24 protein-coding genes and 1 pseudogene are annotated in these 26766 nt (G+C 67.5%); 10 read left to right on the top strand and 15 right to left on the bottom strand.

The window, feature by feature from the left end; translation table 11 throughout:
- The first annotated feature begins 172 nt into the window (after positions 1–172).
- From LPA45_RS09710 to LPA45_RS09690, 5 genes are all read left to right on the top strand, one after another.
- Complete coding sequence (locus LPA45_RS09710; protein WP_367395015.1) at positions 173–3232, top strand: FAD-binding and (Fe-S)-binding domain-containing protein; 3060 nt, start codon at positions 173–175, stop codon at positions 3230–3232.
- Positions 3225–4379 (top strand): DSD1 family PLP-dependent enzyme, encoded by a 1155-nt coding sequence (locus tag LPA45_RS09705; protein WP_199414613.1) that lies wholly within the window; start codon positions 3225–3227, stop codon positions 4377–4379. The genes LPA45_RS09710 and LPA45_RS09705 overlap by 8 nt, the downstream gene beginning before the upstream one ends.
- Positions 4380–4473: 94 nt before the next feature.
- A complete protein-coding gene (locus LPA45_RS09700) occupies positions 4474–5475 on the top strand; it encodes a tripartite tricarboxylate transporter substrate binding protein (protein ID WP_116320516.1) in 1002 nt (333 codons plus the stop codon).
- A gap of 74 nt (positions 5476–5549) precedes the next feature.
- Entirely contained in the window at positions 5550–6056 is a 507-nt protein-coding gene (locus tag LPA45_RS09695) for a tripartite tricarboxylate transporter TctB family protein (RefSeq protein WP_116320517.1), read from the top strand.
- A gap of 10 nt (positions 6057–6066) precedes the next feature.
- Positions 6067–7569, top strand: coding sequence for a tripartite tricarboxylate transporter permease (locus LPA45_RS09690; protein ID WP_116320518.1), 1503 nt, complete (start codon positions 6067–6069; stop codon positions 7567–7569).
- 75 nt (positions 7570–7644) lie between these two features.
- Here LPA45_RS09690 and LPA45_RS09685 read toward each other — a convergent pair whose 3' ends face one another.
- The 6 genes from LPA45_RS09685 to cyoA are packed head-to-tail and all read right to left on the bottom strand — an operon-like array spanning position 7645 to position 13756.
- Positions 7645–7878 (bottom strand): hypothetical protein, encoded by a 234-nt coding sequence (locus LPA45_RS09685; protein ID WP_116320519.1) that lies wholly within the window; start codon positions 7876–7878, stop codon positions 7645–7647.
- A gap of 59 nt (positions 7879–7937) precedes the next feature.
- Positions 7938–9683 carry a nitrite/sulfite reductase gene (locus LPA45_RS09680; protein WP_317924544.1) on the bottom strand — a complete coding sequence of 582 codons (1746 nt, stop codon included), beginning with the start codon at positions 9681–9683 and terminating at the stop codon, positions 7938–7940.
- Positions 9684–9709: 26 nt separating this feature from the next.
- A complete protein-coding gene (gene cyoD / locus LPA45_RS09675) occupies positions 9710–10087 on the bottom strand; it encodes a cytochrome o ubiquinol oxidase subunit IV (RefSeq protein WP_317924542.1) in 378 nt (125 codons plus the stop codon).
- Positions 10084–10740, bottom strand: coding sequence for a cytochrome o ubiquinol oxidase subunit III (gene cyoC, locus LPA45_RS09670; RefSeq protein ID WP_317924541.1), 657 nt, complete (start codon positions 10738–10740; stop codon positions 10084–10086). Before cyoC ends, cyoD begins: the two co-directional genes overlap by 4 nt.
- Positions 10741–10743: 3 nt before the next feature.
- Positions 10744–12720, bottom strand: coding sequence for a cytochrome o ubiquinol oxidase subunit I (gene cyoB, locus LPA45_RS09665; RefSeq protein ID WP_317924539.1), 1977 nt, complete (start codon positions 12718–12720; stop codon positions 10744–10746).
- 1 nt (position 12721) lies between these two features.
- On the bottom strand, positions 12722–13756 hold the full coding sequence (gene cyoA / locus LPA45_RS09660) for a ubiquinol oxidase subunit II (RefSeq protein WP_116320523.1): 1035 nt from the start codon (positions 13754–13756) through the stop codon (positions 12722–12724).
- Positions 13757–13923: 167 nt separating this feature from the next.
- Between cyoA and LPA45_RS09655 the strand changes: the two genes are divergently transcribed.
- Entirely contained in the window at positions 13924–15306 is a 1383-nt protein-coding gene (locus LPA45_RS09655) for a PLP-dependent aminotransferase family protein (protein ID WP_317924537.1), read from the top strand.
- Positions 15307–15337: 31 nt separating this feature from the next.
- On the opposite strand, the gene pcaD is transcribed toward LPA45_RS09655, so the two are convergent.
- From pcaD to LPA45_RS09635, 4 genes and pseudogenes are all read right to left on the bottom strand, one after another.
- Complete coding sequence (gene pcaD / locus LPA45_RS09650) at positions 15338–16120, bottom strand: 3-oxoadipate enol-lactonase (protein WP_317924535.1); 783 nt, start codon at positions 16118–16120, stop codon at positions 15338–15340.
- A gap of 14 nt (positions 16121–16134) precedes the next feature.
- Positions 16135–16413, bottom strand: a complete 279-nt coding sequence (catC, locus tag LPA45_RS09645; protein WP_029048466.1) for a muconolactone Delta-isomerase — start codon at positions 16411–16413, stop codon at positions 16135–16137.
- Positions 16414–16456: 43 nt separating this feature from the next.
- Positions 16457–17608, bottom strand: coding sequence for a muconate/chloromuconate family cycloisomerase (locus tag LPA45_RS09640; protein WP_317924534.1), 1152 nt, complete (start codon positions 17606–17608; stop codon positions 16457–16459).
- Between the two features lie 127 nt (positions 17609–17735).
- Positions 17736–17876, bottom strand: a pseudogene (locus tag LPA45_RS09635) (LysR family transcriptional regulator); the annotation flags it as partial.
- Between the two features lie 129 nt (positions 17877–18005).
- On the opposite strand from LPA45_RS09635, the gene LPA45_RS09630 reads away from it, so the two are divergent.
- Together LPA45_RS09630 and LPA45_RS09625 are read left to right on the top strand one after the other, a co-directional pair.
- On the top strand, positions 18006–19109 hold the full coding sequence (locus LPA45_RS09630; protein ID WP_317924533.1) for a mandelate racemase/muconate lactonizing enzyme family protein: 1104 nt from the start codon (positions 18006–18008) through the stop codon (positions 19107–19109).
- Between the two features lie 303 nt (positions 19110–19412).
- The gene (locus tag LPA45_RS09625) at positions 19413–19796 is read left to right on the top strand and encodes a hypothetical protein (protein WP_116320528.1); all 384 of its coding nucleotides are present in this window, start codon (positions 19413–19415) and stop codon (positions 19794–19796) included.
- A gap of 21 nt (positions 19797–19817) precedes the next feature.
- Here LPA45_RS09625 and LPA45_RS09620 read toward each other — a convergent pair whose 3' ends face one another.
- The gene (locus tag LPA45_RS09620; protein ID WP_317924532.1) at positions 19818–20162 is read right to left on the bottom strand and encodes a hypothetical protein; all 345 of its coding nucleotides are present in this window, start codon (positions 20160–20162) and stop codon (positions 19818–19820) included.
- Between the two features lie 6 nt (positions 20163–20168).
- Entirely contained in the window at positions 20169–21143 is a 975-nt protein-coding gene (locus tag LPA45_RS09615) for a GlxA family transcriptional regulator (RefSeq protein ID WP_317924530.1), read from the bottom strand.
- A gap of 187 nt (positions 21144–21330) precedes the next feature.
- On the opposite strand from LPA45_RS09615, the gene LPA45_RS09610 reads away from it, so the two are divergent.
- Positions 21331–21939 (top strand): cysteine hydrolase family protein, encoded by a 609-nt coding sequence (locus tag LPA45_RS09610; protein WP_317924529.1) that lies wholly within the window; start codon positions 21331–21333, stop codon positions 21937–21939.
- Between the two features lie 24 nt (positions 21940–21963).
- On the opposite strand, the gene LPA45_RS09605 is transcribed toward LPA45_RS09610, so the two are convergent.
- Genes LPA45_RS09605 through LPA45_RS09595 form a run of 3 tightly spaced genes read right to left on the bottom strand, consistent with a single transcriptional unit; the run spans position 21964 to position 25843 of the window.
- Entirely contained in the window at positions 21964–23370 is a 1407-nt protein-coding gene (locus LPA45_RS09605) for a class II fumarate hydratase (protein WP_317924528.1), read from the bottom strand.
- Positions 23371–23399: 29 nt separating this feature from the next.
- Complete coding sequence (locus tag LPA45_RS09600) at positions 23400–24389, bottom strand: tripartite tricarboxylate transporter substrate binding protein BugD (protein ID WP_116320531.1); 990 nt, start codon at positions 24387–24389, stop codon at positions 23400–23402.
- A 47-nt stretch (positions 24390–24436) separates the two neighbouring features.
- Positions 24437–25843, bottom strand: a complete 1407-nt coding sequence (locus tag LPA45_RS09595) for an adenylosuccinate lyase family protein (protein WP_317924526.1) — start codon at positions 25841–25843, stop codon at positions 24437–24439.
- A 126-nt stretch (positions 25844–25969) separates the two neighbouring features.
- On the opposite strand from LPA45_RS09595, the gene LPA45_RS09590 reads away from it, so the two are divergent.
- Positions 25970–26704 carry a GntR family transcriptional regulator gene (locus LPA45_RS09590; protein WP_116320533.1) on the top strand — a complete coding sequence of 245 codons (735 nt, stop codon included), beginning with the start codon at positions 25970–25972 and terminating at the stop codon, positions 26702–26704.
- The last annotated feature ends 62 nt before the right edge of the window (positions 26705–26766 follow it).

Genomic DNA, 26766 nt, shown 5'->3' with positions numbered 1-26766 from the left:
GCATAGGCCGGCGCCGGAAAGGTCCGGACCGGCCTGAAGGTCGTCTCCACGCGTCTCAAGTCCATGCCGTCACGTCGGGGTGATCGGCAGGGGCGCCTGTTGCCTGTTGCCTGCGGATTTCCGCATGCATCCACCGATGTTCGTCCAGCCGAACACAAGCCTGCCGATTGCCATGAATACCCTTACTTCCCCCACGCTGGTCAAGCCGATCCACCTGGTGCCGTCGCAGCATCGCGCCGTTTCGCCGCTGTCCGCGCTGCTGCGCAAGGAACTGCGCGGCGACGTGCTGTTCGACCGGGCCGGCCGTGGGCGCTATGCGACCGATGCGTCGATCTACCAGATCATGCCGATCGGCGTGGTCGTGCCGCGCGACCAGGCCGACCTGCTGCGCGCGCTCGACATCGCCCGCGACCAGCGGGTGCCGGTGCTGGCGCGCGGCGCCGGTACCAGCCAGTGCGGGCAGACCGTGGGCGAGGCGCTGGTGATCGACAACAGCAAGTGGCTCAACAACGTGGTGGCCTTCGACGCGGCGGCGCGCACGGTGACGGTGGAGCCGGGCATTGTGCTCGACCATCTCAATGCCTGGCTCAAGCCCCACGGGCTCTGGTTCCCGGTGGACGTGTCGACCGGCGCGCAATGCACCATCGGCGGCATGACCGGCAACAACTCGTGCGGTTCGCGCTCGATTGCCTACGGCAACATGGTGCATAACGTGCTGGCCATCGACGCCGTGCTGGCCGACGGCAGCGAATGCCATTTCGGCTCGCTGGCCAACCCGCTGGCGGCGGGGCGCGCCGAAGGCATCCTGCGCGGGCTGGAGCGCATCGCCACGCGCGAGCGCGGCGAGATCGCCGAACGCATGCCGAAGGTGCTGCGCCGCGTGGCCGGCTACAACATCGACCTGTTCGATTGCCAGAACCCGATGGCCTATACCGACGATGGCCACGCCAACCTGGCGCACATCCTGGTGGGGTCCGAGGGAACGCTGGCCTACAGCAGGCAGGTCACGCTGAAGCTTTCGCCGCTGCCCGCGCACAAGGTGCTGGGCGTGGTGAACTTTCCCACCTTCTACCAGGCCATGGACATGACGCAGCATATCGTCAGGCTGCGCCCGGTCGCGGTGGAACTGGTCGACCGGACCATGATCGACCTGTCGATGGAGAACCCGGCTTTCCGCCCGGTCGTCGAGCGCGCGCTGACCGGCGACCCGCAGGCCATCCTGCTGGTCGAGTTCGCCGGGGAAGACCGCCAGGCGCTGCTGGCGCAACTGGAACAGCTGGTCGAGCTGATGGGCGACCTGGGCCTGCCGGGTTCCGTGGTGCAGATGCCTGAAGAGAAGGCGCAGAAGGCGCTGTGGGACGTGCGCAAGGCCGGGCTCAACATCATGATGAGCATGAAGGGCGATGGCAAGCCGGTGTCCTTCATCGAAGATTGCGCCGTACCGCTGGAGCACCTGGCCGAGTACACGCGCCGGCTGACCGAGGTCTTCCACAAGCACGAGACCGAGGGCACGTGGTACGCGCACGCCAGTGTCGGCACGCTGCACGTGCGCCCGATCCTGGACATGCGCCGCGACGGCGCGGTGCGCATGCGCGAGATCGCCGGGGAAGCGGCCGAGCTGGTGCGCGAGTACAAGGGCGCCTATTCCGGCGAGCATGGCGACGGGCTGTGCCGGGGTGAATGGGTGGCATGGCAGTATGGCCCGCGCATCAATGCCGCGTTCGGCGAGATCAAGGCGCTGTTCGACCCCGACAACCGCTTCAATCCCGACAAGATCGTGCGGCCGCCCAGGATGGACGCGCGCGAGAACTTCCGCTTCGCGCCCGGCTACGCGGCGCTGCCGCTGACGCCCGCGCTCGACTGGTCGGCCTGGAACGTGCGCCGCGACCCGATGACCGGCGAGGAGACCGCGCCCGGCACCGGCGCCGACACGGCCACGCACGGGCTGGCCTCGGCGGTGGAGATGTGCAACAACAACGGCCACTGCCGCAAGTTCGACGCCGGCACCATGTGCCCGAGCTATCGCGTGACCAAGGATGAGCAGCACGCCACGCGCGGCCGCGCCAATACGCTGCGGCTGGCCGTCTCCGGCCAGCTCGGCAGCGAAGGGCTGGCGAGTCCCGAGGTGAAGGAAGTGCTGGACCTGTGCGTGTCGTGCAAGGGCTGCAAGCGTGACTGCCCGACCGGCGTCGACATGGCCCGGCTGAAGATCGAGGCGCGCCATGCGTGGACCCGGCGGCACGGCACCAGCCTGCGCGAGCGCATGGTGGCGTACATGCCGCGCTATGCGCCGGTGGCAAGCCGGGTGTCGGGACTGCTGGCGCTGGCGGACAGCATCCCGCTGGTCTCGGGCTGGGTGAAGCGCGCGCTGGGGTTTGCGCCGGAACGGTCGCTGCCCCGCTTCCGCAAGCCATTCCTGACAACGGGCACAACGGGCACAGCGGGCACAGCGGGCATGGACGCCGGCGAGCCGGCTGGCACCCGCGAGGTGCTGCTGTTCGTCGACACCTTCAGCAACTACCTGGAGCCCGAAAACGCGCGCGCCGCGCGGGCAGTGCTCGAAGCGGCCGGCTATACCGTGCATTTCAACACCCGCGCGGGCGAGCGTCCGCTGTGCTGCGGCCGGACCTTCCTCGCCGCGGGGCTGGTCGACCAGGCGAAGGAAGAGGCCCGGCGCATGCTGGACGCATTCCGTCCCTATGTGGCGCGCGGTGTCCCGGTGGTGGGGCTGGAGCCGTCCTGCCTGCTGTCGCTGCGCGACGAATTCCTCGGCTACGGCTATGGCGACGAGGCCAGGCAGCTTGCGAGCCTGTCGTTCCTGTTCGAGGAGTTCCTGGTCCGCGAGCAGCGCGAAGGCCGGCTGGCATTGCCGTTGCAGCCCCTGCAGGCAGCGGAAGCGGTGGTGCACGGACATTGCCACCAGAAGGCGTTCGATGCCTTCACGCCGGTGCAGACCGTGCTGGGCTGGATCCCCGGGCTGAAGGTCGCGCCGGTGGAATCGTCGTGCTGCGGCATGGCCGGCAGCTTTGGCTACGAAGCCGAGCACTTCGAGGCATCGAAAGCCATGGCCGAGCTGTCGCTGCTGCCCGCGGTGCGCAAGCGCGCCGCCGATGCCATCGTGGTCGCCGACGGCACCAGTTGCCGGCACCAGATCCTGGACGGCGCCGATGCGCAGGCCCTCCACGTGGCACGCGTGCTGGAAATGGCGCTGGCAGGAAGCCGCCATGGCTGAGGCGCGGCGCGGCAGCCTGCCGCTGCGGCCCCCGGCAGCGGCCAGGATCGGCGATCGCGTGGAGGACGTGGGCTCGCCGGCGCTGCTGGTCGACCTGGAGGCCTTCGACCACAACCTTGCGCAGATGCAGGCCCTTGCCGATGCGGGTGGCGTGGCCTTGAGGCCGCACGCCAAGGCGCACAAGTCGGTCGCCGTCGCCCGGCGCCAGATCGCTGCCGGGGCGAACGGCGTCTGCTGCCAGAAGCTGAGCGAAGCCTATCCGTTCGCCGCCGCGGGGATCGCAAGCATCCACATCAGCAACGAGATCGTCGGCGCGGACAAGCTTGCCATGGCGGTGGAGCTGGCGCGGCACACGGCGCTGAGCCTGTGCGTGGACGACGTGCGCCAGGTCAGCGCGATTGGCGCCGCGGCCGAGGCGGGCGGCGTGCGCATCAGCGTGCTGCCGGAGGTGGACGTGGGGCACGGGCGCTGCGGCGTCAACACCCACGATGCCTTGAGCCGGCTGGCCGATGCCATCGGCGAAGCGCCGTCGTTGCGCTTTGGCGGCCTGCAGGCTTACCACGGCGGCGCGCAGCACATCCCGGTCTGGGTGCAACGCCGGCAGGCTGCGCAGCGCGCGGCGCAAGCCGCCGCCGGCTATGTCCGCCACCTGGAAGCGCGGGGCATTGCCTGCCCGGTCGTCACCGGCGGTGGCACCGGCACGGCCGAGTTCGACTGCCAGAGCGGTGTCTATACCGAAGTCCAGCCGGGCACCTACCTGTTCCTGGACGGCCACTACGGCGCCAACGAATGGCACGGCGCGTTTGACCCGCGGCACAGCCTGTTCCTGTCGGCCACGGTCATGAGCACGGCAAGGCCGGGCGTGGCGGTCTGCGATGCCGGGCTGAAATCGGTCGCGGTCGATTCCGGCCTGCCGCACCTGTGGTCCCGCGACCGCAGCGGCTGGCTGCGCTACGTGGCGGCCAACGACGAACACGGCGTGCTCGAAGTGCTGAACGCGGACAGCCAGGAACTGCTCGGCGACAAGCTGCTGCTGGTGCCGGGCCATTGCGACCCCACGGCGAACTTGCACGCGCAGTTCGTGTGCTTCCGCGGCGAGCGCGTCGTCGATGTATGGGAGGTGGAAGCGCGCGGCCTGAGCCGATGACGCGCGGAGGACGGCCGGCGCATCGCCGGCGCGGATAAACAAAACAAGCCGCAATCAAGGCGGATCTGAATACCAAAGCCAAAGGAGACAAGAGATGCAACGCAAGATCGTCAGGAGCACCCTCACGGCCGTGGCCTGCGCCACCGCCTGCCTCGGCGCCAATGCATGGGCCTGGGAGCCGGCAAAGCCGGTCGAGATCGTCGTGCCGTTCAGCGCCGGTGGTGCGTCGGACCAGATGGCGCGCGCCATCCAGGGCATCATCGCCAGGCACAAGCTGATGAGCCAGCCGGTCATCGTGCTGAACAAGGCCGGCGCCAGCGGGGCCGAGGGGCTGATGGACACCAAGGCGTCGCAGGGCAATCCGCACAAGCTGCTGGTCGCGTCGTCGGCGCTCTATACCGTGCCGATGGTCAGCCACCTGCCGTTCAGCTGGCGCGACCTGACCCCGGTGGCCATGATCGCCCAGGACGAGTTCGTGCTGTGGACCAATGCCGCCGGGCCATACAAGTCGGTGACGGAGTTTATCGACGGCTCGAAAGCGAGTGCCGGCAAGGTCAAGATCGGCGGCACCAGTTCCAAGCGCGAAGACCAGATCATCACCTCGCTGGTCCAGAAGAAGACCGGCACGAAGTTTATCTACGTGCCGTACAAGGGCGGCGGCGAGGCGGCCACGCAGCTGTCGGGCCAGCATATCGACGCCAACGTCAACAATCCCTCCGAGTCGATCGGCCAGTGGCGCGCCGGCGAGCACAAGGCGCTGTGCGTGTTCGCGCCGGAGCGTATGAGCTACAAGGCCAGGGTCACGCAAGCCCAGAGCTGGAACGACGTGCCGACCTGCAAGGAGCAGGGCCTGGACGTGCAATACCAGATGCTGCGTGTCTTCATGCTGCCCGGCGGCGTCACGCCCGACCAGCAGAAGTACTACGTCGACCTGATGCAGAAGATCGTGGCCACGCCCGAGTGGAAGGAATACCTGGAAAAGAACGCGCTCAAGAACGAGTTCCTGACCGCCAGGGCGCTGACCGACTTCCTGGCGAAGGACGAGGCCGCGCATCGCGACATCATCAAGGAGGCCGGCTTCGTCGCCGCGCGCTGACGCAGGCGGGCCGCATTCGCGAGGCTCCGGTGCATGCGCCGGGGCCGATGGCTGAAGGATATCTGGGGGCAGACATGGATTCACATCACGGGGGAGAGCCGGCGGGCGCCGGGCTCTCGGTCAAGACAGTGGAGCTGATGGTCGCGCTATGCCTGCTGGCAGGCGCGCTCGTCGTGATCTGGAGCAACTACAGCATTGGCGCGGGCTGGGCGCCGGACGGGCCCGAAGCTGGCTATTTCCCGATGCGCGTCGGCATCATCGTGCTGGCCTGCGCCGCGCTGGTGGCAATGCAGGCGCTGCGCAGCGACGGCAAGGCGGTCTTTGCGACCTGGCAGCAACTGCGGCAGGTCAGCGTGATCGTGCTGCCGCTGACGGTGTATGTCGGCCTGATCGGCGTGCTGGGCATCTACGTGGCGTCGACGGTCTTTATCGTCGGCTTCATGGTGTGGGTCGGCAAGTCGGGCTGGCCCAAGGCGATGCTGATTGGCGTCGGCATCAACCTGATGCTCTTCTGGATCTTCGAGATCCAGTTCCGTGTGCCGCTGCCCAAGGGGCCGCTGGAAGCTGCGCTGGGCTACTGAGGAGGTGGCAATGGAAGAAATGAACGCATTGATGGGCGGCTTCGCGGTCGCCCTGTCCTGGCAGAACGTCGGCCTGATGTTCGCCGGCATCCTGCTGGGTATCGTGGTCGGCGTGCTGCCGGGCCTGGGCGGCCCGAACGGCGTGGCGATCCTGCTGCCGCTGACGTTTTCGATGGATCCGGTATCCGCCATCATCATGCTGTCCTGCATCTACTGGGGAGCCTTGTTCGGCGGCGCGATCACCTCGATCCTGTTCAACATCCCGGGCGAGGCGTGGTCGGTGGCGACGACCTTCGACGGCTATCCGATGGCCCAGCGGGGCGAGGCCGGCAAGGCGCTGACCTCCGCCTTCACCGGCTCCTGCCTTGGCGCGCTGGCCGGGGTGCTGCTGATCACCTTCCTGGCGCCGATGGTGGCGAAGTTCGCGCTGCGCTTCGGCCCGCCGGAGTTCTTCGCGGTGTACCTGCTGACGTTCTGCAGTTTCGTCGGCATGGGCAAGGAATCCAAGCCGAAGATCCTGATCGCGATGTGCCTGGGCTTTATCTTGGCGGCGGTCGGCATGGACACGGTCTCGGGCACGCTGCGCATGACCTTCGGCTCGCACGAGCTGCTGCGCGGCTTTGACTTCCTGGTCGCCGTGATCGGCCTGTTCGGCATCAGCGAGATCCTGATGACGATGGAGGAGGGCGTGGCGTTCCGCGGCAAGCAGGCGCGCATCGACCTGAAGGTGGTCCTCAAGACCTGGGCCGAGCTGCCGCGCTACTGGATGACCGTAGTCCGTTCATCCGTGATCGGCTGCTGGCTTGGCATCACCCCGGGCGGCGCCACCGCGGCCTCGTTCATGGGCTACGGTGTCGCCAAGCGCATGGCCAAGGATCCGGACTCGTTCGGCAAGGGCAATGTCGAAGGCGTGGTGGCTCCGGAAACCGCCGCGCACGCCGCCGGCACCAGCGCGTTGCTGCCGATGCTGGCGCTAGGCATCCCGGGTTCGGCGACCGCCGCGGTGCTGCTGGGCGGCCTGATGATCTGGGGCCTGCAGCCGGGACCGCTGCTGTTCGCCGAGCAGGGGCCGTTCGTCTGGGGGCTGATCGCCAGCATGTACCTGGGCAATATCGTCGGCCTGATCGTGGTGCTGTCGACCGTGCCGCTCTTTGCCGCGATCCTGCGCATCCCGTTCTCGATCATCGCGCCGCTGATCCTGGTGATCTGCGCGATCGGCGCCTACACGGTGAACGGTGCGCTGTTCGATGTCTGGCTGATGCTGATCTTTGGCGTGATCGGCTACGTGCTGAAGAAGCTGGACTATCCGCTGGCGCCGATGGTGCTGGCGCTGGTGCTGGGCGACCGCGCGGAAGACGCCTTCCGGCAGACCATGCTGGTGTCGTCCGGCGAACTGGATGTGTTCTGGTCGAACGGGCTGGTCGGCACGATCATGGGCCTGGCGGTTTTCGTGCTGGTGTGGCCGCTGGTGAGCGACCTGCGTACCAGGGCACGGGCCAAGGGAATCGCCTGACATTCGGCACGCCGTGAGCATCGGTGCTGTTGCAGCAGACCGCGCATCGTCACGATGCGCGGTTTTTTTTTCCTTTCAGGCCCGATACCGTTCCCACAGCTGACGCAGGATCGACTCCGGCGGTGGCGCCGATGCAAAGCCTGCGACGTTGCCGAACATCCCGACAATGCGGCGCCTGAAGGCATCGAGGTCGGTCGTCGGTTCAGGCGAGGCACTTGCGATATCGATGATCGTATGCAGTTGCTCGGCGGAGAGGCCGGCAATCGCGGACCACAGGTCGTCAGGGCTGGCGCAGGACAGGGCGTACATCGGGCGTCCTAATCGTGGATCTGCGTGGATGTGCGTGGATCTGCGTGAATCAACGTGGATCAACGTGCATCAATGGATGGCTGACGGTTCACCGCGCTGCGCTTGTTTCCGTCCGGGTACACGGCCGCCTGGAACGGTTCTAGCCCGATCCGCGCGACCACGTCGACGAAGCGCTCGGCGTCGCTGTCGCGGTGCGCGAGGTAGGTGCCGATCAGCCGCTCGACCACGTCCGGAACCTGCTCCTGCGCGAACGACGGGCCGATGATGCGGCCGATCGCCGCGCCGCCGCCGGCGTGGCCGTCCCGGCTGTCCGCGCCGTTCTGGCGCCCGCCGATGGTGACCTGGTACCAGGCTTCTCCGGCCTTGTCGACGCCGAGGATGCCGATATGGCCGACATGGTGGTGCCCGCACGAGTTGATGCAGCCCGAGATGTTCAGGTCTAGCTCGCCGATGTCGTGCACGTGGTCGAGGTCTTCGAACCGTTCCTGGATCGCCTGCGCCAGCGGAATCGATACCGCGTTGGCGAGCGAGCAGAAGTCGCCGCCGGGGCAGGCGATGATGTTGGTGATCCTGCCGACGTTGGGCGTGGCGAGGCCCGCCGCATCCAGCGCGCGCCACAGCGCGGGCAGGCTGCTGCGCCGCACGTCGGCCAGGATCAGGTTCTGCTCGTGCGAGACACGCAACTCGCCAAAGCCGTGGCGTTCGGCGAGGTCGGCCATCAGCTCCATCTGGTCGGCGGTAATGTCGCCCGGCGCGGGGCCGGTTGCCTTGAGCGATGCGGTCACCGCGGCGTAGCCCGGAACGCGGTGCGAATGGACGTTGCTGCGCAGCCAGAGCCGGAACGCGCGGTCGGTGCGGGCGAGTTCGGCGCTTTCATCGGCGCATTCATCGGCATCCTGCGCCGCGGCGGGGTCATAAGGCGGCACCGTGAAGCGCGCCGTCACCGACGCGACAAAATCTTCGGTGACGGTATCCGGGCCACCCCGGATGCGCTGCCACTGCTCCGCGACCTGTTCGCGGAAGGCCTCCGGCGTGAGGTCCTTCACCAGGATCTTGATGCGCGCCTTGTACTTGTTGTCGCGCCGGCCATGCAGGTTGTAGACGCGCAGCGTGGCCTGCAGGTAGGTCAGCAGGTCCTGCCAGGCCACGAAGGGATTGATCAGCTTGCCGACCATGGGCGTGCGCCCCATGCCGCCGCCGACCCACACGCGAAAGCCGACCTGGCCGCCTTCCTCGACCGCCTGCAGCCCGATGTCGTGGACGCCGACCGCGGCCCGGTCGGTGGTGGCGCCGCTGATCGCGATCTTGAACTTGCGCGGCAGGTAGGCGAACTCGGGATGCAGCATCGACCATTGCCGCACGATCTCGCACCACACCAGCGGGTTCACCAGTTCGTCGGGCGCGATGCCGGCAAAGTGGTCGGTGGTGGTATTGCGGATGCAGTTGCCGCTGGTCTGGATGGCGTGCATCTGCACGGTGGCGAGTTCCGCGAGGATGGCAGGGGCGTCTTCCAGTCGCGGCCAGTTGAACTGCAGGTTCTGCCGCGTGCTGAAGTGCCCGTAGCCGCGATCCCAGCGGCGCGCGATCTCCGCCAGCTTGCGCAACTGCCGCGACGCCAGCATGCCGTAGGGGATGGCCACGCGCAGCATCGGCGCATGGCGCTGGATATACAGGCCGTTCTGCAGCCGCAGCACGCGGAACTCTTCCTCGTCGAGCTCGCCGTCCAGGAAGCGGCGGGTCTGGCCGGTGAACTGCACGACCCGTTCGTCGACCAGCCTCTGGTCGATCTCGTCATAGACATACATGGTGAAGGTCTCCTCGCGCCCGCGCGCTAGTCTTTTGCCCGTGCCCGTTCGATGGACATGTCGGTCGGCATCATGTTGAGGTCGGCGTTGTGCATCACCCACAACGAGCCGGCGACGACGATGACGATCAGGAAGCCGGTGCAGGCGAAGATGGCGGTATTGCCGCGCTGGCCGGGACCGGTGCCCAGGTGCAGGAAATACACCAGCTGCACCAGCAGCTGCGCGACGCAGAGGCCCACGACCAGCGCGATCGCGGCGTGGCTTGACAATGCGCCGTTCATGACCGCGGCAAACGATGCCACGGTAAGCGCGACCGACAGCAGCAGGCCGATGGTGTAGCTGCGCACGCTGCCGTGGGCGGCGTGCTCGCCCGGATGGACGGAATGAAGATGGGACGGCTTCATGCGAACTCCCGCAGGTAGACGAAGGTGAAGACGCAGATCCAGACCAGGTCCAGGAAGTGCCAGAACAGGCTCAGGCACGCCAGCCGGCGGCGCACGATGTCGTCGAGGCCGAAACGCCGGATCTGGTGGATCATCACCGCCAGCCAGCACAGGCCCGAGGTGACGTGCAGGCCGTGGGTGCCGACCAGCGTGAAGAAGGCCGACAGGTAGGCGCTTACGCCGGGGCCGGCGCCCTGGTGCAGCAGGTGGGCGAACTCGTAGACCTCCATGGCGACAAACACTGCGCCCAGCACGAAGGTGGCCGCGAGCCAGCGGATCATGCGCGGCGCGGCATTCGCATCCTGCCGCAGCATGGCCAGGCCGAAGGTGTAGCTGCTGAGCAGCAGCACCATGGTTTCGGCGAACACGAACGGCAGCTCGAACAGTTGCCGCCCGCCAGGCCCGCCCGCGGTATTGCCGGACAGGACGCCAAAGGTGGCGAACAGCACCGCGAAGATCAGGCAGTCGCTCATCAGGTAGAGCCAGAAGCCCAGCGTGGTATGCGCGCCGGTTTCGTGATGGCCGTGGTCGGCGGCGTGTGCCGCAGTATGTGCCGCCGCGTGTGTGGCGTCGTTGCCCGGGTGGTGCAGGGTAGGGGATAGCGTCGGGTTCATGGTTCAGGCAGCTTGCTGCAGTTGGGCGTAGCGGGCGCGCTCGATGCGCTCGACTTCGGCGGCCGGGACGTAGTAGTCCACGTTGCGGTCGTAGCTGCGCAGAACGAAGGTTGCGATCGCGCCAACCAGCCCGGCGACGGCGACCAGCCACATGTGCCAGACCAGCGCGAAGCAGGACACCAGCCCGAATACGGACACGAGGAAGCCGGCCGCGGTGGGACGTGGCATGTGGATGTCCTCGTAGTGGGCCGGCTGGCGCCATGCCCGTCCGGCTTCCTTGTCGTCCCAGTGCTGTTCCAGCGAGGTGATGTGCGGCACCCTGGCGAAGTTGTAGAACGGCGCCGGCGATGCCGTCGACCATTCCAGGCTGCGGCCGTCCCACGGGTCGCCGGTCAGGTCCTGGTTCTGCTTGCGGTCGCGGATGCTGACGGCCAGTTGCACGATCATGGCCAGGATGCCGGCGCCGATGACGAAGGCGCCGATCATCGCCACCACCAGGTAGGGATGCCAGTCGACATTGGCGTAGTGGTTCATCCGGCGGGTCATGCCCTTGAAGCCCAGCACGTAGAGCGGCATGAAGGCCAGGAAGAAGCCGGTCAGCCAGCACCAGAACGACACCTTGCCCCAGAACTCGTCGAGCTTGAAGCCGAACACCTTCGGGAACCAGAAGCTGATTGCCGCCAGGCAGCCGAACAGCACGCCGCCGATGATCACGTTATGGAAGTGGGCAACCAGGAACAGGCTGTTGTGCAGCACGAAGTCGGCGCCCGGCACCGCCAGCAGCACGCCGGTCATGCCGCCGACCGCGAACGTCACCATGAAGCCGATGGTCCACATGGTCGAGGTATGGAAGCGGATCCGCCCCCGGTACATGGTGAACAGCCAGTTGAACAGCTTCACGCCGGTGGGGATCGAGATGATCGACGTCATGATGCCGAAGAAGGCATTGACGTTGGCGCCCGAGCCCATGGTGAAGAAGTGGTGCAGCCAGACGAAGAACGACAGCACGCCGATCGACGAGGTGGCATAGACCATCGACTTGTAGCCGAACAGGGGCTTGCGCGAGAACGTGGCGATGATTTCCGAGAACGCGCCGAACGCGGGCAGGATCAGCACATAGACCTCGGGGTGCCCCCAGATCCAGATCAGGTTCACGTACATCATGGCGTTGCCGCCCAGCTCGTTGGTGAAGAAGTGCATGCCGAGGTAGCGGTCGGCGGTGAGCAGGGCCAGCGTGGCGGTCAGGACCGGGAAGATGGCGACGATCAGGATGTTGGTGATCAGCGCGGTCCAGGTGAACACCGGCATCTTCATCAGGGTCAGGCCCGGTGCGCGCATGCGCAGGATCGTGACGATGAAGTTGATGCCGGTCAGCGTGGTGCCGAGCCCGGATATCTGCAATGACCAGATGTAGTAATCCACGCCGACGGTCGGGCTGTAGCCGAGTTCGGACAACGGCGGATACGCGACCCAGCCGGTCGCGGCGAAGTCGCCGACGAACATCGACAGCATCACCAGCACCGCGCCCATGGCCGACAGCCAGAAGCTCAGCGAATTGACGAACGGGAAGGCCACGTCGCGCGCGCCGATCTGCAGCGGCACGATCACGTTCATCAGCCCCACCACCAGCGGCGTGGCCACGTAGAAGATCATGATCACGCCGTGGGCGGTGAAGATCTGGTCGTAGTGGTGCGGCGGCAGGTAGCCGGCGGCATCGCCATAGGCGACGGCTTGCTGCGTGCGCATCAGGATCGCATCGGCGAAGCCGCGCAGCAGCATGACCAGGGCCAGGATGATGTACATCACGCCGACCTTCTTGTGGTCGACCGAGCAGATCCATTCGGTCCACAGGTATTTCCACTTGCCGTATCTGGTGATGGCGGCGAGCAGCGCGGCGCCCAGCACCAGCACCACGGCCAGCGTCACCATGATGATCGGCTCGTGGTAGGGGATGGCTTCGAGGTTGAGTTTTCCTAGCATGTCATTGCTCCAGGCGGCCGGGGAGCGCCGACGGGACGCGTTGGAAGGCCTGCAGAGATTCGGGGGTGTTGGCGCGGCAGATCGCGCCGTTGGCCTGCATGTACTTGTCGACGACCTGGTCGAACAGCTTCGGGGTCACCGATGCATAGAGCGTGACGGGGTCCTTGGTGCTGGGCTGCTCCAGCGTGCCGTAGGTGTTCGCGTCAAGCGCCTGCGCCGACGCGCGGGCCTTGCCGATCCAGGCATCGAAGTCCTCGCGCGAGGTCGCCAGGGTCTTGAAATGCATGTCCGAGAAGCCCGCGCCGCTGTAGGCCGCGGACTGGCCGAGATAGACGCCGGGCGTGTCGGCGATCAGGTGCAGGCGGGTCTGCATGCCGGCCATGGTGTAGACCATGCTGCCAAGCTGCGGAATGAAGAAGGCATTCATCATCGATTCCGCGGTCAGCCGGAAGTTGACCGGCGTGCCGACCGGGATGGCGAGCTGGTTCACCGAGGCGACGCCGTACTCGGGATAGATGAACAGCCATTTCCAGTTCAGCGCGATGACGTCAACCTGCAGCGGCCTGACCTCGGACTCAAGCGGACGATAGGGGTCGAGCTTGTGCGTCGAGTCCCAGATCAGCACGGCCAGGCAGGCCACGATCACGCACGGGATGCCCCACACCACGATCTCGATCTTGGTCGAGTGCGACCACTTGGGCGCGTAGGTCGCGCGCGTGTTGCTTTCGCGGTAGCGCCAGGCAAACCACAGCGTCAGGAAGATCACCGGGATGACGACCATCAGCATGACGAACAGCGCGATCAGGATCAGCGATTTTTCCTGTGCGCCGATGCTGCCCTTGGGATTGAGCAGTTCGAGGTTGCAGCCGCTGAGCAGGGTGCTCAGGCAGGCGGTCAGCAGCAAGGTCGGCAGGCGGACCTGCGGGCCTGGAAAGGCGCGGGTGAGGCGGGTGAAGGTGGCTTGTCGGGGGGCTTGGCGCGGGACTTGGGGACCTAGTCGATCGCTGTCTGCCGGCCCGGCGGTTGTTTTTAGCATTTCGGATACCTTGGTGACGGATCACCGAAAGCATCCGCCACGCACTCCGATTCAAGGGCTGCGTCAGCCTCGCGCGGGCGTGGTTTGTATGGATTCCTCCGGTGATGTCTGGCATGCTAGCTGAAGACAAAACCCATACATCGAGGAAGATTTTGGGCAAAGAATCCATGCAAGGCAGCGAAATCCTGGACAAATGGGATCTTCAGATCACTACAGGCGGCGGCGCGCGCTACCTGCAGATCGTGGATTTCATCGAAGGGGCGATCCGCGACGGCAGCCTCGTGGCCGGTGACCGCGTGCCGCCGCAGCGCGGGCTTGCCCGGGCGCTCGGCGTCGACCTGACCACCGTGACCCGCGCCTATAACGAGGCCCGGCGGCGCCAGCTGATCGAGGCCCGGGGCGCGCTTGGCACCTTCATTGCGGCGCCGCGCGCGGAACTGGCGCGGGTGGTCGACATGAGCATGAACGTGCCGCCGCCGCCAGCGGGTGTGGATTTCCAGGACCTGTTGCGGCGCGGCCTGAGCCAGGTCCTGCTGCGCAGCGACCCGCACCTGCTGATGACCTACCAGCTTGGCGGCGGCAGCGCTTCGGACCGGTCGGCCGGGGCGCTCTGGCTGGCGCCGATCTTCGGGCAGGTGGACACCGCGCGGCTGGTGGTGTGCCCCGGCGCCCAGGCCGCGCTGGCCGCCGTGATCCTGAGCCGTACCCGGCCGGGCGAGGCGATCGTGACCGAGCCGCTGGCCTATCCGGGCATCCGCGCCGCGGCGGCGCAACTGGGCCGGCGCGTGGTGATCGCGCCGTGCGACGCGGACGGGATGCTGCCCGACGCGCTCGCCGCGGCCCGCGCCGGGGGGGCCACGCTCGCCTACCTCAACCCGACCGCCCAGAATCCGACCACGCACACCATGCCGGCCTCGCGCCGGGCAGAGATCGCCAGAACCGCGCACCGATGCGATATCGCCTTGCTGGAGGATGATCCGTACTGGCTGCTGACGCCGTCAGCGCCGCCGCCGCTCGCCAGCTTTGCGCCCGAGCGCACCTACTACGTCGCGACGCTGTCCAAGGCGCTCAGTCCGGGCCTGCGCACCGCCTATGTCTTGCTGCCGGAGGACAGGGGTGGCGATGACCTGCTGGCATCGCTGCGCGCCTTCGCGCTGATGGCAGCGCCGATGACCGCGGCCCTGGCCACGCAATGGATCCACGACGGCTCGGCCATGCAACTGCTCGACGGCATCCGCACCGAAGCGCTGGCGCGGTGCGCTCTGGCAAGCCGATGGCTGAGCGGGATCGGCCAGCTGCCGCCCAGCGCCATCCACGTCTGGCACCGCCTGCCCGCGCAGTGGTCGGCGCAGCAACTCACCCGGGCCGCGCTGGCGGAAGACCTGCGGGTCACGCCTTCCGATGCGTTCTGGGACGGGCCCGATGCGCCCAATGCCATCCGCATCTCGCTCGGCGGCGTGGACAATCACGCGCAGCTGTCGCTGGCGCTGAGGAAACTGGCGGCATTGCTGGAGCGCCGGCCAACGTCGGGGGTGGAGATGGTGGTCTGAACCGGTCAGCCTCGCGCCAGCAGCGCAGTCGTCACGCCTGTGAAACGAAGTTGATCACCGCGTCAGAGAACTTCCCCGGCAATTCCCAGTTCGACAGATGCGCCGCATTGAGCGCGAGGTACTCGGCGTTGGCGATGCCATCAGCCAGCTCGCGCCCCTGTTCCGGCGTGGTGGCGGCATCCTGCACGCCAGCGATCACCAGCACGCGCGCGTCAATGCCGGCCAGCATGCCGCGCAGGTCGGCATCGCGCACCGCGGCGCAGTTGGCGACATAGCCGCCGGCATCGGTCGAGGCGAGCATCGACAGCACCGGGGCCAGGCGGGCCGGATCGCCGGCGAGCGCCGCGGGGGTGAACCAGCGGGCCAGCACGCCCTCGGCAATGGCTGCCATGCCTTCGGCCTGCACGCGCTCGATGCGCGTGTTCCAGCCGGAAGGCGGGCCGATCAGCGCCGCGGTGTTGGCCAGCACGAAGCGGCCGAAGCGTTCGGGGTGATGGCGTGCCAGCCAGATGCCGGTCATGCCGCCCATCGACAGGCCGCAGAAGTGCGCGCGCCCGACGCCGGCGTGGTCCATCACCGCCAGCACGTCGGCGCCCAGTTCGGCCATGCCGAACGGCCCGGCCGGCACGGCGGAGGCGCCATGGCCGCGCGTGTCGTAGCGCAGCACGCGGAAGCGCTCCAGCAGCGCCGGCATCTGCGGATCCCACATCGACAGGCTGGTGCCGAGCGAGTTGGACATGACCAGCACCGGCGCGCCGGCGGGGCCCTGGAGTTCGTAGTGCAGGCGAAGCCCGTCACGGGTGGCGATGCTCATGACGCGGGCCTCGCTCAGCGGATCGAAGAAGGATGCGGCGCCAGCGGCGTGACGGCGATCTTCATGTACGGGAACAGCGGCAGGGCCGACAGCAGGTTGTGCAGCGCCTCGTTCGACTCGACGTCGAACACGCTGTAGTTGGCATACTCGCCAACCACGCGGTAGAGGTGCAGCCACTTGCCCTGGCGCTGCAGGTCCTGCGCGTAAGCCTTCTCGCGCGCCTTGATCTCGTCGGCCTGCGCGGCGGGCATGTCGTGCGGCAGGTTCACGTCCATTCGTACCAGATACAGCATCGGGTTCTCCTTGTTCCAGTCTGATTAGTCCGGTGGTGAAAATTCAGGCGCGGCCGCTGTCGCGACGGTAGTGCGCCAGCTTGTCTTCGTCGAGCGCGATCCCCAGCCCGGGCCCTTGCGGCAGGTGCAGCGCAAAGTCGCGGTACACCGGCCGCTCCAGCACGATATCGTCCTTCAGCAGCAGCGGGCCGAACAGCTCGGTGCCCCACGCCAGTTGCGGCAGCGTGGCGAAGCCGTGGGCGGCCGCGATGGTGCCGACACTGCCTTCCAGCATGGTGCCGCCATACAGCGCGATGCCGGCCGCATCGCCGACCGCGGCGGTGCGCAGCATGCCGAAGATGCCGCCGGACTTGGCGATCTTCAGTGCGAACACGTCGGCGGCGCCGAGGCGGGCCAGTTCCATCGCGTCCTCGGGGCCGCACACGGCTTCGTCGGCCATGATGGGCACGACAAAGCGCGCCGCCAGCCGGGCCAGCGCGGTGCGCTGCTCGCGCGGCGTAGGCTGCTCGATCAGGTCGATGCCGGCGGCTTCGAGCATGGCGATGCCGGTGGCGGCATCCGCTTCGTTCCAGGCCTGGTTGACGTCGACGGTGACGCGCGCACGGTCGCCCAGCGCGCGCTTGATCGCGGACACATGGGCCACATCCTCGCGCACGCTGCGCCGGCCGATCTTGAGCTTGAAGGTGTCGTGGCGGCGCTCGGCCAGCAGGCGTTCGGCCTCGTCGATGTCGCGCGCGGTATCGCCGCTGGCCAGCGTCCACAGCACCGGCAGCGTGTCGCGCACGGCGCCGCCCAGCAGCGTCGACAGCGGCACGCCCAGGCGCTTGCCCTGTGCGTCGAGCAGCGCGGTCTCCAGCGCCGACTTGGCAAAGCGGTTGCCGCGCGCCACCTTGTTCAGCCGCGCCATGGCGGCATGCACGTTGGTGGCGTCCTGCCCCAGCAACGCCGGCGCCAGGTAAGTGTCGATGGTCAGCTTGATGCCCTCGGGGCTTTCATCGCCATAGGACAGGCCGCCGATGGTGGTGGCCTCGCCGATGCCTTCCACGCCGTCGGCGCAGCGCAGGCGGACGATCACGAGGGTCTGCCGCTGCATGGTCGCCATGGCGAGCTGGTGCGGGCGGATGGTCGGCAGGTCGACCAGGATGGCCTCGATCGACTCGATGGCCGTGGAGCCGGATTGTGTCGCCACTTTCATACCTTCCTGATTCAGTTGAACGTTGCGTCGGAGTATGAGGGGCTGTTTTTCAGCTGTCCAAGACCGTTGGCGTCTGATCTGATACTTAAAAAGTATGGGTTGCCGCTGGCGCCTTATTCCTTCTGCGGGGGCAGGTAAGCCATGCCTTCTCCAGTTCCTTGTAGGTCACGTCGCCCCGCTTCAGCCCGTAGACGCTGCTGGGCACCACCGAGATGCCTTCGCCCATCGCCACCAGCCCGAGCGCGATCTGCAGCTCGCGCACCTCATGCCAGGGCTGATGGCAAGCGCCTGAGTCCTCCGCTCCGGTGCGGGCGGGATAACGCGCGCTTGCCTATAGTGAACGCTGCCATGCAGCCAGCTGGTCCCCCAAGGCTGCAATGGCAGCGGGAGACGAGCCATGCAGATTGCGTCGATCGACACCATCGTGCTGCGCGTGCCATTCACGGTCGGCGGAGTCTCCGCCGCCGGCGTGTGGGGCGGGGCGGGGCTGCAGGCCGCCGATTCGCTGCTGGTCCGGGTGACCACTGACGACGGCATCGTGGGCTGGGGCGAAACCTTCGGCTTTATCGGCATCCCCATGGTCAAGGCGGCGCTCGACGAACTGCTGGCGCCGGCGTGCATCGGCAGGGATGCCACGCGGCCCGAGGCGCTCAGCCTGGACCTTCAGCGCCGGTTTCATGTCTTCGGGCGCAGCGGCGCCCTGATGTACGGGCTGTCGGCGCTCGATATCGCGCTGTGGGATATCTGCGGCAAGGCCGCCGGCATGCCGTTGCACCGGCTGCTGGGCGGCGCGCAGCGGGATCGCTTGCCGGCCTATGCCAGCCTGATCCGCTACGCCGACCGTGAGACGATCGCTGCCAACATGCAGCGCGCGATCGCCGACGGCTACCGCAGCGTCAAGCTGCACGAGGTCGACCTTGGCGTCATCAGGGCCGCGCGCGAGGCGGCGGGGCCGGATATCGAAATCACGCTGGATGTAAACTGCCCCTGGTCGCTGGCGGAGGCCATCGACATGGCGCGCGAACTGGAGCCGCTGGCGCTGCGCTGGCTCGAGGAGCCGCTGTGGCCGCCGGAGAACTACGCAGGCCTTGCGGCATTGCGCCGGCAATGCGGCATTCCCGTTGCCGCAGGCGAGAATGCCTCGACGCTGATGGACTTCCACCAGATGCTTGGCGCTGGCGCGGTCGACGTCATCCAGCCAAGCCCGGCCAAGATGGGCGGCATCAGCCCGCTGCGCAAGGTGTTCGCGCTGGCCGAGGCGCACAACACCCAGGTGATGGTGCATACCTTCTATGACGGCCCCGGGCTGCTGGCCAGCATCCATGCCACGGCGGCGCTGGGCGATGCGCGCGCCATGATCGAATGGCGCTACTTTGACATGGAGGCCCCGGTGCTCGGCGATGCGGTGGTGCCGCGCGACGGGATGATCCGGGTGCCGGACGGGCCGGGGCTGGGTATCGATCCGGATCCGGAGGTAATCCGGCGCTACCAGGTCGGCTGAAAGGTTCACCCCGAACAACGCGCGCACCAGTTCCGTGCCTGTGTTGTGCTGGCAAGCCAACGCAGACAAGTTGCTTGCGGCCCAACGGTTTCCGGGAAGTCCACGGCGGGTACCAACACCACGCCCATTCCGTCACACCCGCGCGCGAGTGGCCTGGCGACCTCGCCGGCTGTCGATTCCCGCGCCGCACACCCAGAATTGTCATGCAAGGCAGGTACGCTGCACATCCCGCAAGGCCTGGCAGCAAACTTGCTTGTTGATTGCATCTGGCCGACAGGGGACCTGCATCCGTTGGGAGAAGCCATGCATCAAGCACGCATCACCGCACACAAAGGGATTCTGGTTGTCGAACTGGTGCCTGACCAGGCGAACGGGGAAGGCACCTCAACCACCAACAAGCTCCGCAACCTGGCCACGGTCATCCATGACACAGGACGGCATCTGGGTGTTTCAGAAGAAGCCCTGGCGCTGCTGAAGATGGTGCAGCGTGGCCTCGACCGCATCGGCGACTTTGCCTGGTTCAGCAGTGACGACGGCAAGGATCATTTCGCCTGGCTGGGCGGCCCGAAGCGGCTGGTGAATCCCACGTCAGTGGCGGCTGCCCGGGACTACGAGATCCTTGCACACCGGGTCATTCCGAACCAGGTGCCGGACGGCGCCAGGATGGCGATCGAGACGAACTTCTGAAGGCCCCGGCAGTCGCGGCCTTCAGCGCTTGCCGCCGGCTTGCGCCGCGAACGTCCGCCATTCACGGAACACGTTGTCGAGGCACGCCGCGGTCTCGCAGCTGTCACGCTTCCTGCGGAACGCGGCGACCTCGGCCTCGGTGATCGTGCCGGCCTTCAGTTGCCGCTGCTGATCGGCATGGATGCGCTGGTAGCCCATCGAAAACAGCGCCGATTCGCAGATCAGCCGCTGCGAGGGCACGCGGCCCGCGGGCGCCGCCGACGGGTCGCAGTCGATATCGGTCGCAGCGTGGGCGGTGCCGGCGAGCGCAAGGGCAACGGCGCCGATGCAGCAGCGCATAAAGCGGAGGCGGAAAAAGCGGTTCATGACGAGTTATGCAGCGGCACGGCCTGAAGGCGCCGTGGTGCCGAACTGCTTGCGGTAGGCGGAGGGCGAAATGGCAAAGGTCTGGGCAAAGTGCTGGCGCAAGGAAACCGCCGAGCCGAACCCGACCAGGCCGGCGATCACGTCGACGCTCTTGCTGGTGGTCTCCAGCAGGCGCTGCGCCGCGGTAAGCCGGTGGTTCAGCACCCACTGCGTCACCGTGGTGCCGGTCTTGGCCTTGAAGCGCCGGGTGAAATTGCGCCGGCTCATGCCTGCCTTGTCGGCCAGCAGGTCCAGCGTCAGCGGCTGTTCCAGGTGCTCGATGGCCCAGTCGAGCGTGGTGCTCAGCTTGTCGGCGCCGGCCGCCTGCGGCAGCGGCTGCTCGATGTACTGCGCCTGCCCGCCATGCCGGTGCGGCGCCACCACCATGCGGCGGGCCACGCGGTTCGCGACTTCCGCGCCGTGATCGCGGCGCACCAGGTGCAGGCAGCAGTCCAGCGCGGCGGCGGTGCCGGCCGACGTGAGGATGCTGCCATCGTCGATATACAGCGAACGGCGGTCGAGCCGGACCCTGGGATAGCGCGCGGCGAAGTCATCGGCCCAGACCCAGTGGGTGGCCGCCGGCCGGCCGTCGAGCAGGCCGGCCTCGGCGATCACGAAGGTGCCCAGGCACAGCCCGGCGATGCGCGCGCCGCGGGCGCTGGCCGCCTGCAGTGCCGCCAGCAAGGCCGGCGAGGGGCGTTCCGCCGGGTCGCGCCAGGCCGGCATGATCACGGTATCGGCTTGTTCCAGCGCGCGGAGGTCGTGCTCGACCTCGATGCGGAAGCCCGACATGGTCCGGATCAGGCCGGTCTGCTCGCCGCAGATCAGCAGCCGGTAGCGCGGCACCCCCAGCATGGCGAGATCGTCGCCGAACACGATGCAGGGCACCGACAGGTGGAACGGGCTGATGCCTTCGAAGGCAATCACGGCGACGGTGTGCATCGCGTCCTCGCAAGCAGGGCTCTGAAAGTTGGCCCGATTCTAGCGGATGTTGTCCATCGGGACGCTTTCCGGGCGGCGGCAGTCGTTGGAAACTGCGTGCAGCGATGTGGCCCTGGCGGCAATCCCGCCAGGCAAGCGCGCTCTCCTTCCCATCACGAAGCAGACAACGAGGACAACGAGGACAACGATGACACACCCGACGATCCGCACCCTGGCCGGTGCCAGCGCCCCGACCGCGATCGCAGCCGCCAGCACCGCGCTGCTGGTGATCGACTTCCAGAACGAATACTTCGACGGCAAGCTGCCGATCCCGGACGGCGCGGCCGCGCTAGGCAACGCCCGGCGCCTGGTGGCGCATGCGGACGCCGCCGGCATTCCCGTGTTCCACGTCCAGCACCTGGCGCCGGCGGGCAGCCCCGTCTTCGCGGAGCAGGGCGCCAGCGCGGCGTTCCACCAGGACCTGCAGCCCGCGGGCCACCACACCGTGGTGCAGAAGACTTCGGTCAGCGTGTTCCCCACCACCGACCTGGACCAGCGCCTCAAGGCCGCCGGCATCAAGACGCTGGTCATCACGGGGCTGATGACGCATGCCTGCGTCGCGGGTGCCGCGCGCGATGCGGTGCCGCTGGGCTACGGCGTGATCGTGGCGGAAGACGCCTGCGCGACGCGCGACCTGGACCGGGCCGGCGGCGTGGTGCGGCATCGCGACCTGCACCAGGCCGCGCTGGCGAGCATCGAGGACACCTTTGGCGATGTGCTGACGACGGAGCAGGTGCTCAGGCTGCCGGTGGCCTGACCGCGGGGATGGGCGGTCGCCTGCCTACTGTTGCCCGTTGGAATGTCCCTTGGCCAGCCGCATCGGATCCACCAGCCGGTCGAACGCTTCGCCGCTCAGCAGTCCCAGCGCGACCGCCGCTTCCCGCGGCGAGATCCCTTGTGCCTGCGCGAGCCTGGTGATCTGCGCCGCGCGGTCATAGCCCAATACCGGGTTGAGCGCGGTGACCGCCAGCAGCGGGTTGTCCAGGTTGCTGGCCAGCCGTTCAGGGTTCACCGCCAGTCCCTGCACCAGCCGCAGCGCAAAGACGTGCGCGCCGTCGGCCAGTACGCGGATCGACTGCAGCACGTTGTAGATCAGTACCGGCTTGGCCACGTTCAGTTCGAAGCTGCCGGAGGCGCCCGCCATCGTCACGGTGACGTGGTTGCCGGCGACCTGCATGGCGGCCTGCGCGACGACCTCGGCGATGGTCGGATTGCGCTTGCCGGGCATGATCGACGAAGTCAGGCCATCGTCGGGCAGCACCAGCTCGCCCAGCCCGCAGCGCGGGCCCGAGCCCAGCCAGCGCAGGTCGTTGGCCATCTTGGTGAAGGAAACGGCGACCACGTTAAGCACGCCCGACAGTTCGACCAGCGCATCGTGCGCGGCCATGCCCTCGACCTTGCAGGGATTGGGACGGAACGCCTGCCCCGTCAGCTCGCTGGCTTCCTCGCAAAAGGCCTGGGCGAAGCCCGCCGGCGCGTTCAGGCCGGTGCCGGCGGCGGTGCCGCCTTGCGGCAGCACCAGCAGGCGCGGCAGGGTGCCGCGTACGCGCTCGATGGCGTTGTCGACCTGCGCGGCAAAGCCGTCGAACGCCTGCCCCATGGTCATGGGCACGGCGTCCATCAGGTGCGTGCGCGCAATCTTGAGCACATCGGCAAAGGCCAGGGCACGCTCGCGCAGGGTGTCGCGCAGCAGCACCAGGGCAGGTAGCAGCCGGTCTTCCAGTTCCAGCACCGCGCTCAGGTGCATGACCGTCGGGAAGCTGTCGTTGGAGGACTGCGACGCGTTGACGTGGTCATTCGGATGCACCGGCGCGCGCGTGCCAAGCGGCTGGCCAAGCCGTTCGTTGGCACGGTTGGCGATGACCTCGTTTGCGTTCATGTTGGTCTGCGTGCCCGAGCCGGTCTGCCAGATGGTCAGCGGGAAATGGCTGTCGAAGCGGCCGCAGCGCAGCTCGGCGGCCGCGTCGACGATCGCCTCCGCGATGGCGGCGTCGACCGCGCCGCAACGCAGGTTGGCCCGCGCCGCCGCCATCTTGTGCACGCCGAAGGCATGCAGCAGGCAGTCGGGAAAGCGCTCTTCGCCGATCTCGAAGATCGCCAGCGCCCGCTGCGTCTGGGCGCCCCAGTAGCGGTCGGCGGGGATGTCGACCGGACCGAAGGCGTCGTGCTCTACGCGATATGCTGTCATGGTGTTCAGTCCAGCGCTCATTTCAACGTTCAGTCCAGTGAGATATTGGCCTTGGCCGCCACTGCCTTCCAGCGCGTGATCTCGGCCTGGGTGTGCTTGCCGAGCGCGCTGGCGGTGTACTGCTCGGGCGGCAGCATCTGGATCGCCTGCGCCGTCATCTTGCCGGTAAAGGCCTTGTCGGCCATGACCTTCAGGTAGGCCTGCTGCATCTTGTCGATGACGGGCTGCGGCGTGCCCCTGGGCGCGTAGATGCCGTACCAGGTGCTGGCCTCGAAGCCGGGCAACCCCGATTCGGCCAGCGTGGGCACGTCCTTGAGCTGTGCCACGCGGGTCGCGGACGTCACCGCCAGCGGCCGCACCTTGGACTCGGTGATCTGCGGCAGCGCCGTATTGGTCTGGTCGAACATGCCATCGACCTGCCCACCGATCACGTCGATCAGCGCCGGGCCGGCCCCCTTGTACGGCACCAGCGATACCTGCATGCCGGCCGACGCCGCGAACAGCGCGGCCACCAGGTGCGAGGTGGAGCCCATGCCGGCATTGCTCAGGTTGAGCTTGCCCGGGTTCTTCTTGCCGAACTCGACCAGGTCGCGCACGGTCTTGGCCGGATGGTCCTTGCGCACCATCAGCACCATCGGCGTATCCGGGAAGCGGAACACGGGCGCGAAGTCCTTCACCGGGTCGTAGGACAGCTTCTTGTACAGCGCCGGCGCGGCGCCCATGTAGCCCATGTGTCCCACCAGCATGGTGTAGCCGTCAGCCGGCGCGCGCGCTGCCTTGGCCGTGCCGACGGTGCCGCCGGCGCCCGGCGAGTTGTCGATGATGATCGACTGGCCGACCTCGCGCGAGACCCGCTCGGCAATGGTGCGCGCCAGCGCGTCGGTTGGGCCGCCGGCGGCGAACGGGACGATCCAGGTGATCGGCTTGCTGGGCCAGGCCTGTGCCAGCGCCGGGGTGGCGGCCACGGCCGTGGCGAATGCCAGGGCCGCGCAGGCGGCCACTTTGCTGATGGGGTTCATGGGTTGTCTCCTTGATTGAATTTGATGATGTGTGCCGGCCTGCTGCCTCAGGCCGCGGATTGCTCGCGGGACAGCGCGACGGCGCGGTCGACCATCTGCGGCGCGAGGCCGAGGTAGTTGGCCGGATCGGTCATCCGGTCGATGGCGGCGCGGTCGAAATGCCTGGTGACGGCCGGCAATGCGGCCAGCGCGTCGGCCAGCGTGCCGCCGTGCTCGTTGACCGTGCGGCAGGCGTCGTAGACCACGTCGTGGGCCTGCTGGCGGCCGATATGCGGGGCCATCCCCATCATCACGGCCTCGGCCACGATCAGGCCGTTGGTGATACCCAGGTTGTGCTTCATGCGCGCTGTGTCGACGATCAGGCCGCCCAGCGCGAACCTCGCCTGGTGCAGCGCGCCGGCGGTCAGGATGAAGCTCTCCGGGATGGCGATCCATTCCGCATGCCAGGGCCCGGTGGCGCGCTCGAAGTCCTGCACCATCGCGTCGACCATCAGGCCCGCGTGCTGGCGCACCGCCTTGGAAGCGGCCAGCATCAGCTCGCTGGATATCGGGTTGCGCTTCTGCGGCATGGTGCTGCTGGCGCCGCGGCCCTTGACGAAGGGCTCGTACACCTCGGCGAACTCGGTCGACGCCATGATCATGATGTCGAGCGCGATCTTGCCCAGCGAACCGGTGATGAGCGCGAGCAGGTTGACCGCTTCGGCAAAGCCGTCGCGCGCCACGTGCCAGGTGGTGGCCGGCACGCCCAGCCCCAGTTCCTGCGCCAGGGCTTCCTGCACGGCGAAGCCTTTGTTTTCGCCCGCCTTGCCGTCACCTTCTGCGCCCAGCGATGCCAGCGTGCCCGCTGCGCCGGCGAACTCGACCACGGCCACGCGCGGCCGCAACTCGGCCAGGCGCTGCTGGTGGCGGTCGAACATGGCCAGCCAGATCGCCGCCTTGTAGCCGAAAGTCACCGGCAGCGCCTGCTGCAGGTGGGTGCGGCCGGCCATCGGCGTGTCGCGGTGCTTGACCGCCAGGTCGGCCAGGATGCCGCGCAGCGCGCGGATATCGGCATCGACGCTGTCGAGCGCGTCGCGCACCTGCAGCGCGACCGCGGTGTCCATGATGTCCTGCGTGGTGGCGCCCCAGTGCACGTAGCGTCCGGCGTCGCCGCACATTGCCACCAGCTGGTGTACCAGGGGCAGGATCGGATAGCCGACAATGTCGGTTTCCTCGCGCATGTGGTCGAAGTCGATGCGCTCCAGGCGTGACTCGCGGGCGATGACGTCGGCCGCTTCCGCGGGGATGACGCCCACCCTGGCCTCGGCTTTGGCGAGTCCGACCTCGACGTCGATATAGCGCTGGATCAGGGCCACATCGGAGAAAATCTGGCGCATCCCGGCGGTACCGAAGGCATCGCGGAACAGGATCGAGTCAACAACGGTGCTGGCCGTGGGGGCAGAGAACAGGGTCATGTTGCTACCTTGAGGTGAAGAGGGCAGTTCGTTAATATGTTCGAACATATCCGTCATTAAATATGTTCGAACATATTTAGAAAAGGAGGGTAAACCCGCGTCCGACGAGGCCGCGGGCAGGCGGTCATGAGCAAAACCAATCCGGCAGAGATCAGCAGGCAACTTATCGAGGGCATCACATCCGGCCGCTACGCGGTCGGATCGCTGCTGCCCACCGAATTCGAGCTGTGCGAGCAGTACCAGGCCAGCCGCTACACCATTCGCGCGGTGCTGCAGGAGTTGCAGCAGCTAGGGCTGGTGTCGCGGCGCAAGAACGTGGGCACGCGCGTGGAATCGGCGCGGCCGCGGCCGGTGTTCCGGCCCTCGCTGGCGTCGGTGGACGACCTGATGCAGTTCGCCGCCGAGCACCTGCGCGTGGTGCAGTCGGTGGATGAGGTCGCGGTGACCGCCGAGGTGGCGGCCGAGATCGGCTGCGAGCCGGGTGCGCGCTGGCTGCGGATTTCCAGTCTGCGGATGGATGGCGGCGAGGACGGCACGCCGATGGCATGGACCGACATCTACGTGGATCCCGTCTATGCCGAGCTTGGCGAACTGGTGCGCGCGTCGCCGGACATGCTCGTCAGCACGCTGATGGAGTCGCGCTATGACCGGCAGATCGCGGAGATCCACCAGGACGTGCGCGCGTTTGCGATCGCGGATCGGCGTATGGCCGAAGCGCTCAGGCTGGAAGCGGGCGCGGCCGCGTTGAAGATCGTGCGTCGCTACCTGGACGCCGCCGGCGAGACCTTCGAAGTCTCGGTGACCGTGCACCCCGCCGACAGCTTTTCTGTTTCGATGCGCTTGCAGCGCTCGGCGGGGTAGGGATCAGCGAAGCCGGTAAGAAATGGTCCGTGCCTTCGCGATCGATGGCGCTCGACGACTTG

Origin of the sequence: Cupriavidus sp. Agwp_2 (assembly GCF_040784895.1) — a bacterium.
Classification (GTDB): Bacteria; Pseudomonadota; Gammaproteobacteria; order Burkholderiales; family Burkholderiaceae; genus Cupriavidus.
This window is presented reverse-complemented; position numbering and strand designations above follow the sequence as displayed.

Excerpts from the sequence above, each read along its gene's own strand:
- LPA45_RS09680 (WP_317924544.1), bottom strand. The coding sequence starts at position 9,683 with ATGTATGTCTATGACGAGATCGACCAGAGGCTGGTCGACGAACGGGTC.
- LPA45_RS09685 (WP_116320519.1), bottom strand. The coding sequence starts at position 7,878 with ATGTACGCCCTGTCCTGCGCCAGCCCTGACGACCTGTGGTCCGCGATT.
- LPA45_RS09600 (WP_116320531.1), bottom strand. The coding sequence starts at position 24,389 with ATGAACCCCATCAGCAAAGTGGCCGCCTGCGCGGCCCTGGCATTCGCC.
- pcaD (WP_317924535.1), bottom strand. The coding sequence starts at position 16,120 with ATGAGCATCGCCACCCGTGACGGGCTTCGCCTGCACTACGAACTCCAG.
- LPA45_RS09640 (WP_317924534.1), bottom strand. The coding sequence starts at position 17,608 with ATGAAAGTGGCGACACAATCCGGCTCCACGGCCATCGAGTCGATCGAG.
- LPA45_RS09605 (WP_317924528.1), bottom strand. The coding sequence starts at position 23,370 with ATGACAGCATATCGCGTAGAGCACGACGCCTTCGGTCCGGTCGACATC.
- LPA45_RS09620 (WP_317924532.1), bottom strand. The coding sequence starts at position 20,162 with ATGAACCGCTTTTTCCGCCTCCGCTTTATGCGCTGCTGCATCGGCGCC.
- cyoD (WP_317924542.1), bottom strand. The coding sequence starts at position 10,087 with ATGAAGCCGTCCCATCTTCATTCCGTCCATCCGGGCGAGCACGCCGCC.
- LPA45_RS09625 (WP_116320528.1), top strand. The coding sequence starts at position 19,413 with ATGCATCAAGCACGCATCACCGCACACAAAGGGATTCTGGTTGTCGAA.
- cyoA (WP_116320523.1), bottom strand. The coding sequence starts at position 13,756 with ATGCTAAAAACAACCGCCGGGCCGGCAGACAGCGATCGACTAGGTCCC.
- LPA45_RS09595 (WP_317924526.1), bottom strand. The coding sequence starts at position 25,843 with ATGACCCTGTTCTCTGCCCCCACGGCCAGCACCGTTGTTGACTCGATC.
- LPA45_RS09695 (WP_116320517.1), top strand. The coding sequence starts at position 5,550 with ATGGATTCACATCACGGGGGAGAGCCGGCGGGCGCCGGGCTCTCGGTC.
- catC (WP_029048466.1), bottom strand. The coding sequence starts at position 16,413 with ATGCTGTATCTGGTACGAATGGACGTGAACCTGCCGCACGACATGCCC.
- LPA45_RS09630 (WP_317924533.1), top strand. The coding sequence starts at position 18,006 with ATGCAGATTGCGTCGATCGACACCATCGTGCTGCGCGTGCCATTCACG.
- LPA45_RS09610 (WP_317924529.1), top strand. The coding sequence starts at position 21,331 with ATGACACACCCGACGATCCGCACCCTGGCCGGTGCCAGCGCCCCGACC.
- cyoB (WP_317924539.1), bottom strand. The coding sequence starts at position 12,720 with ATGCTAGGAAAACTCAACCTCGAAGCCATCCCCTACCACGAGCCGATC.
- LPA45_RS09615 (WP_317924530.1), bottom strand. The coding sequence starts at position 21,143 with ATGCACACCGTCGCCGTGATTGCCTTCGAAGGCATCAGCCCGTTCCAC.
- LPA45_RS09590 (WP_116320533.1), top strand. The coding sequence starts at position 25,970 with ATGAGCAAAACCAATCCGGCAGAGATCAGCAGGCAACTTATCGAGGGC.
- cyoC (WP_317924541.1), bottom strand. The coding sequence starts at position 10,740 with ATGAACCCGACGCTATCCCCTACCCTGCACCACCCGGGCAACGACGCC.
- LPA45_RS09705 (WP_199414613.1), top strand. The coding sequence starts at position 3,225 with ATGGCTGAGGCGCGGCGCGGCAGCCTGCCGCTGCGGCCCCCGGCAGCG.
- LPA45_RS09690 (WP_116320518.1), top strand. The coding sequence starts at position 6,067 with ATGGAAGAAATGAACGCATTGATGGGCGGCTTCGCGGTCGCCCTGTCC.
- LPA45_RS09655 (WP_317924537.1), top strand. The coding sequence starts at position 13,924 with ATGCAAGGCAGCGAAATCCTGGACAAATGGGATCTTCAGATCACTACA.
- LPA45_RS09710 (WP_367395015.1), top strand. The coding sequence starts at position 173 with ATGAATACCCTTACTTCCCCCACGCTGGTCAAGCCGATCCACCTGGTG.
- LPA45_RS09700 (WP_116320516.1), top strand. The coding sequence starts at position 4,474 with ATGCAACGCAAGATCGTCAGGAGCACCCTCACGGCCGTGGCCTGCGCC.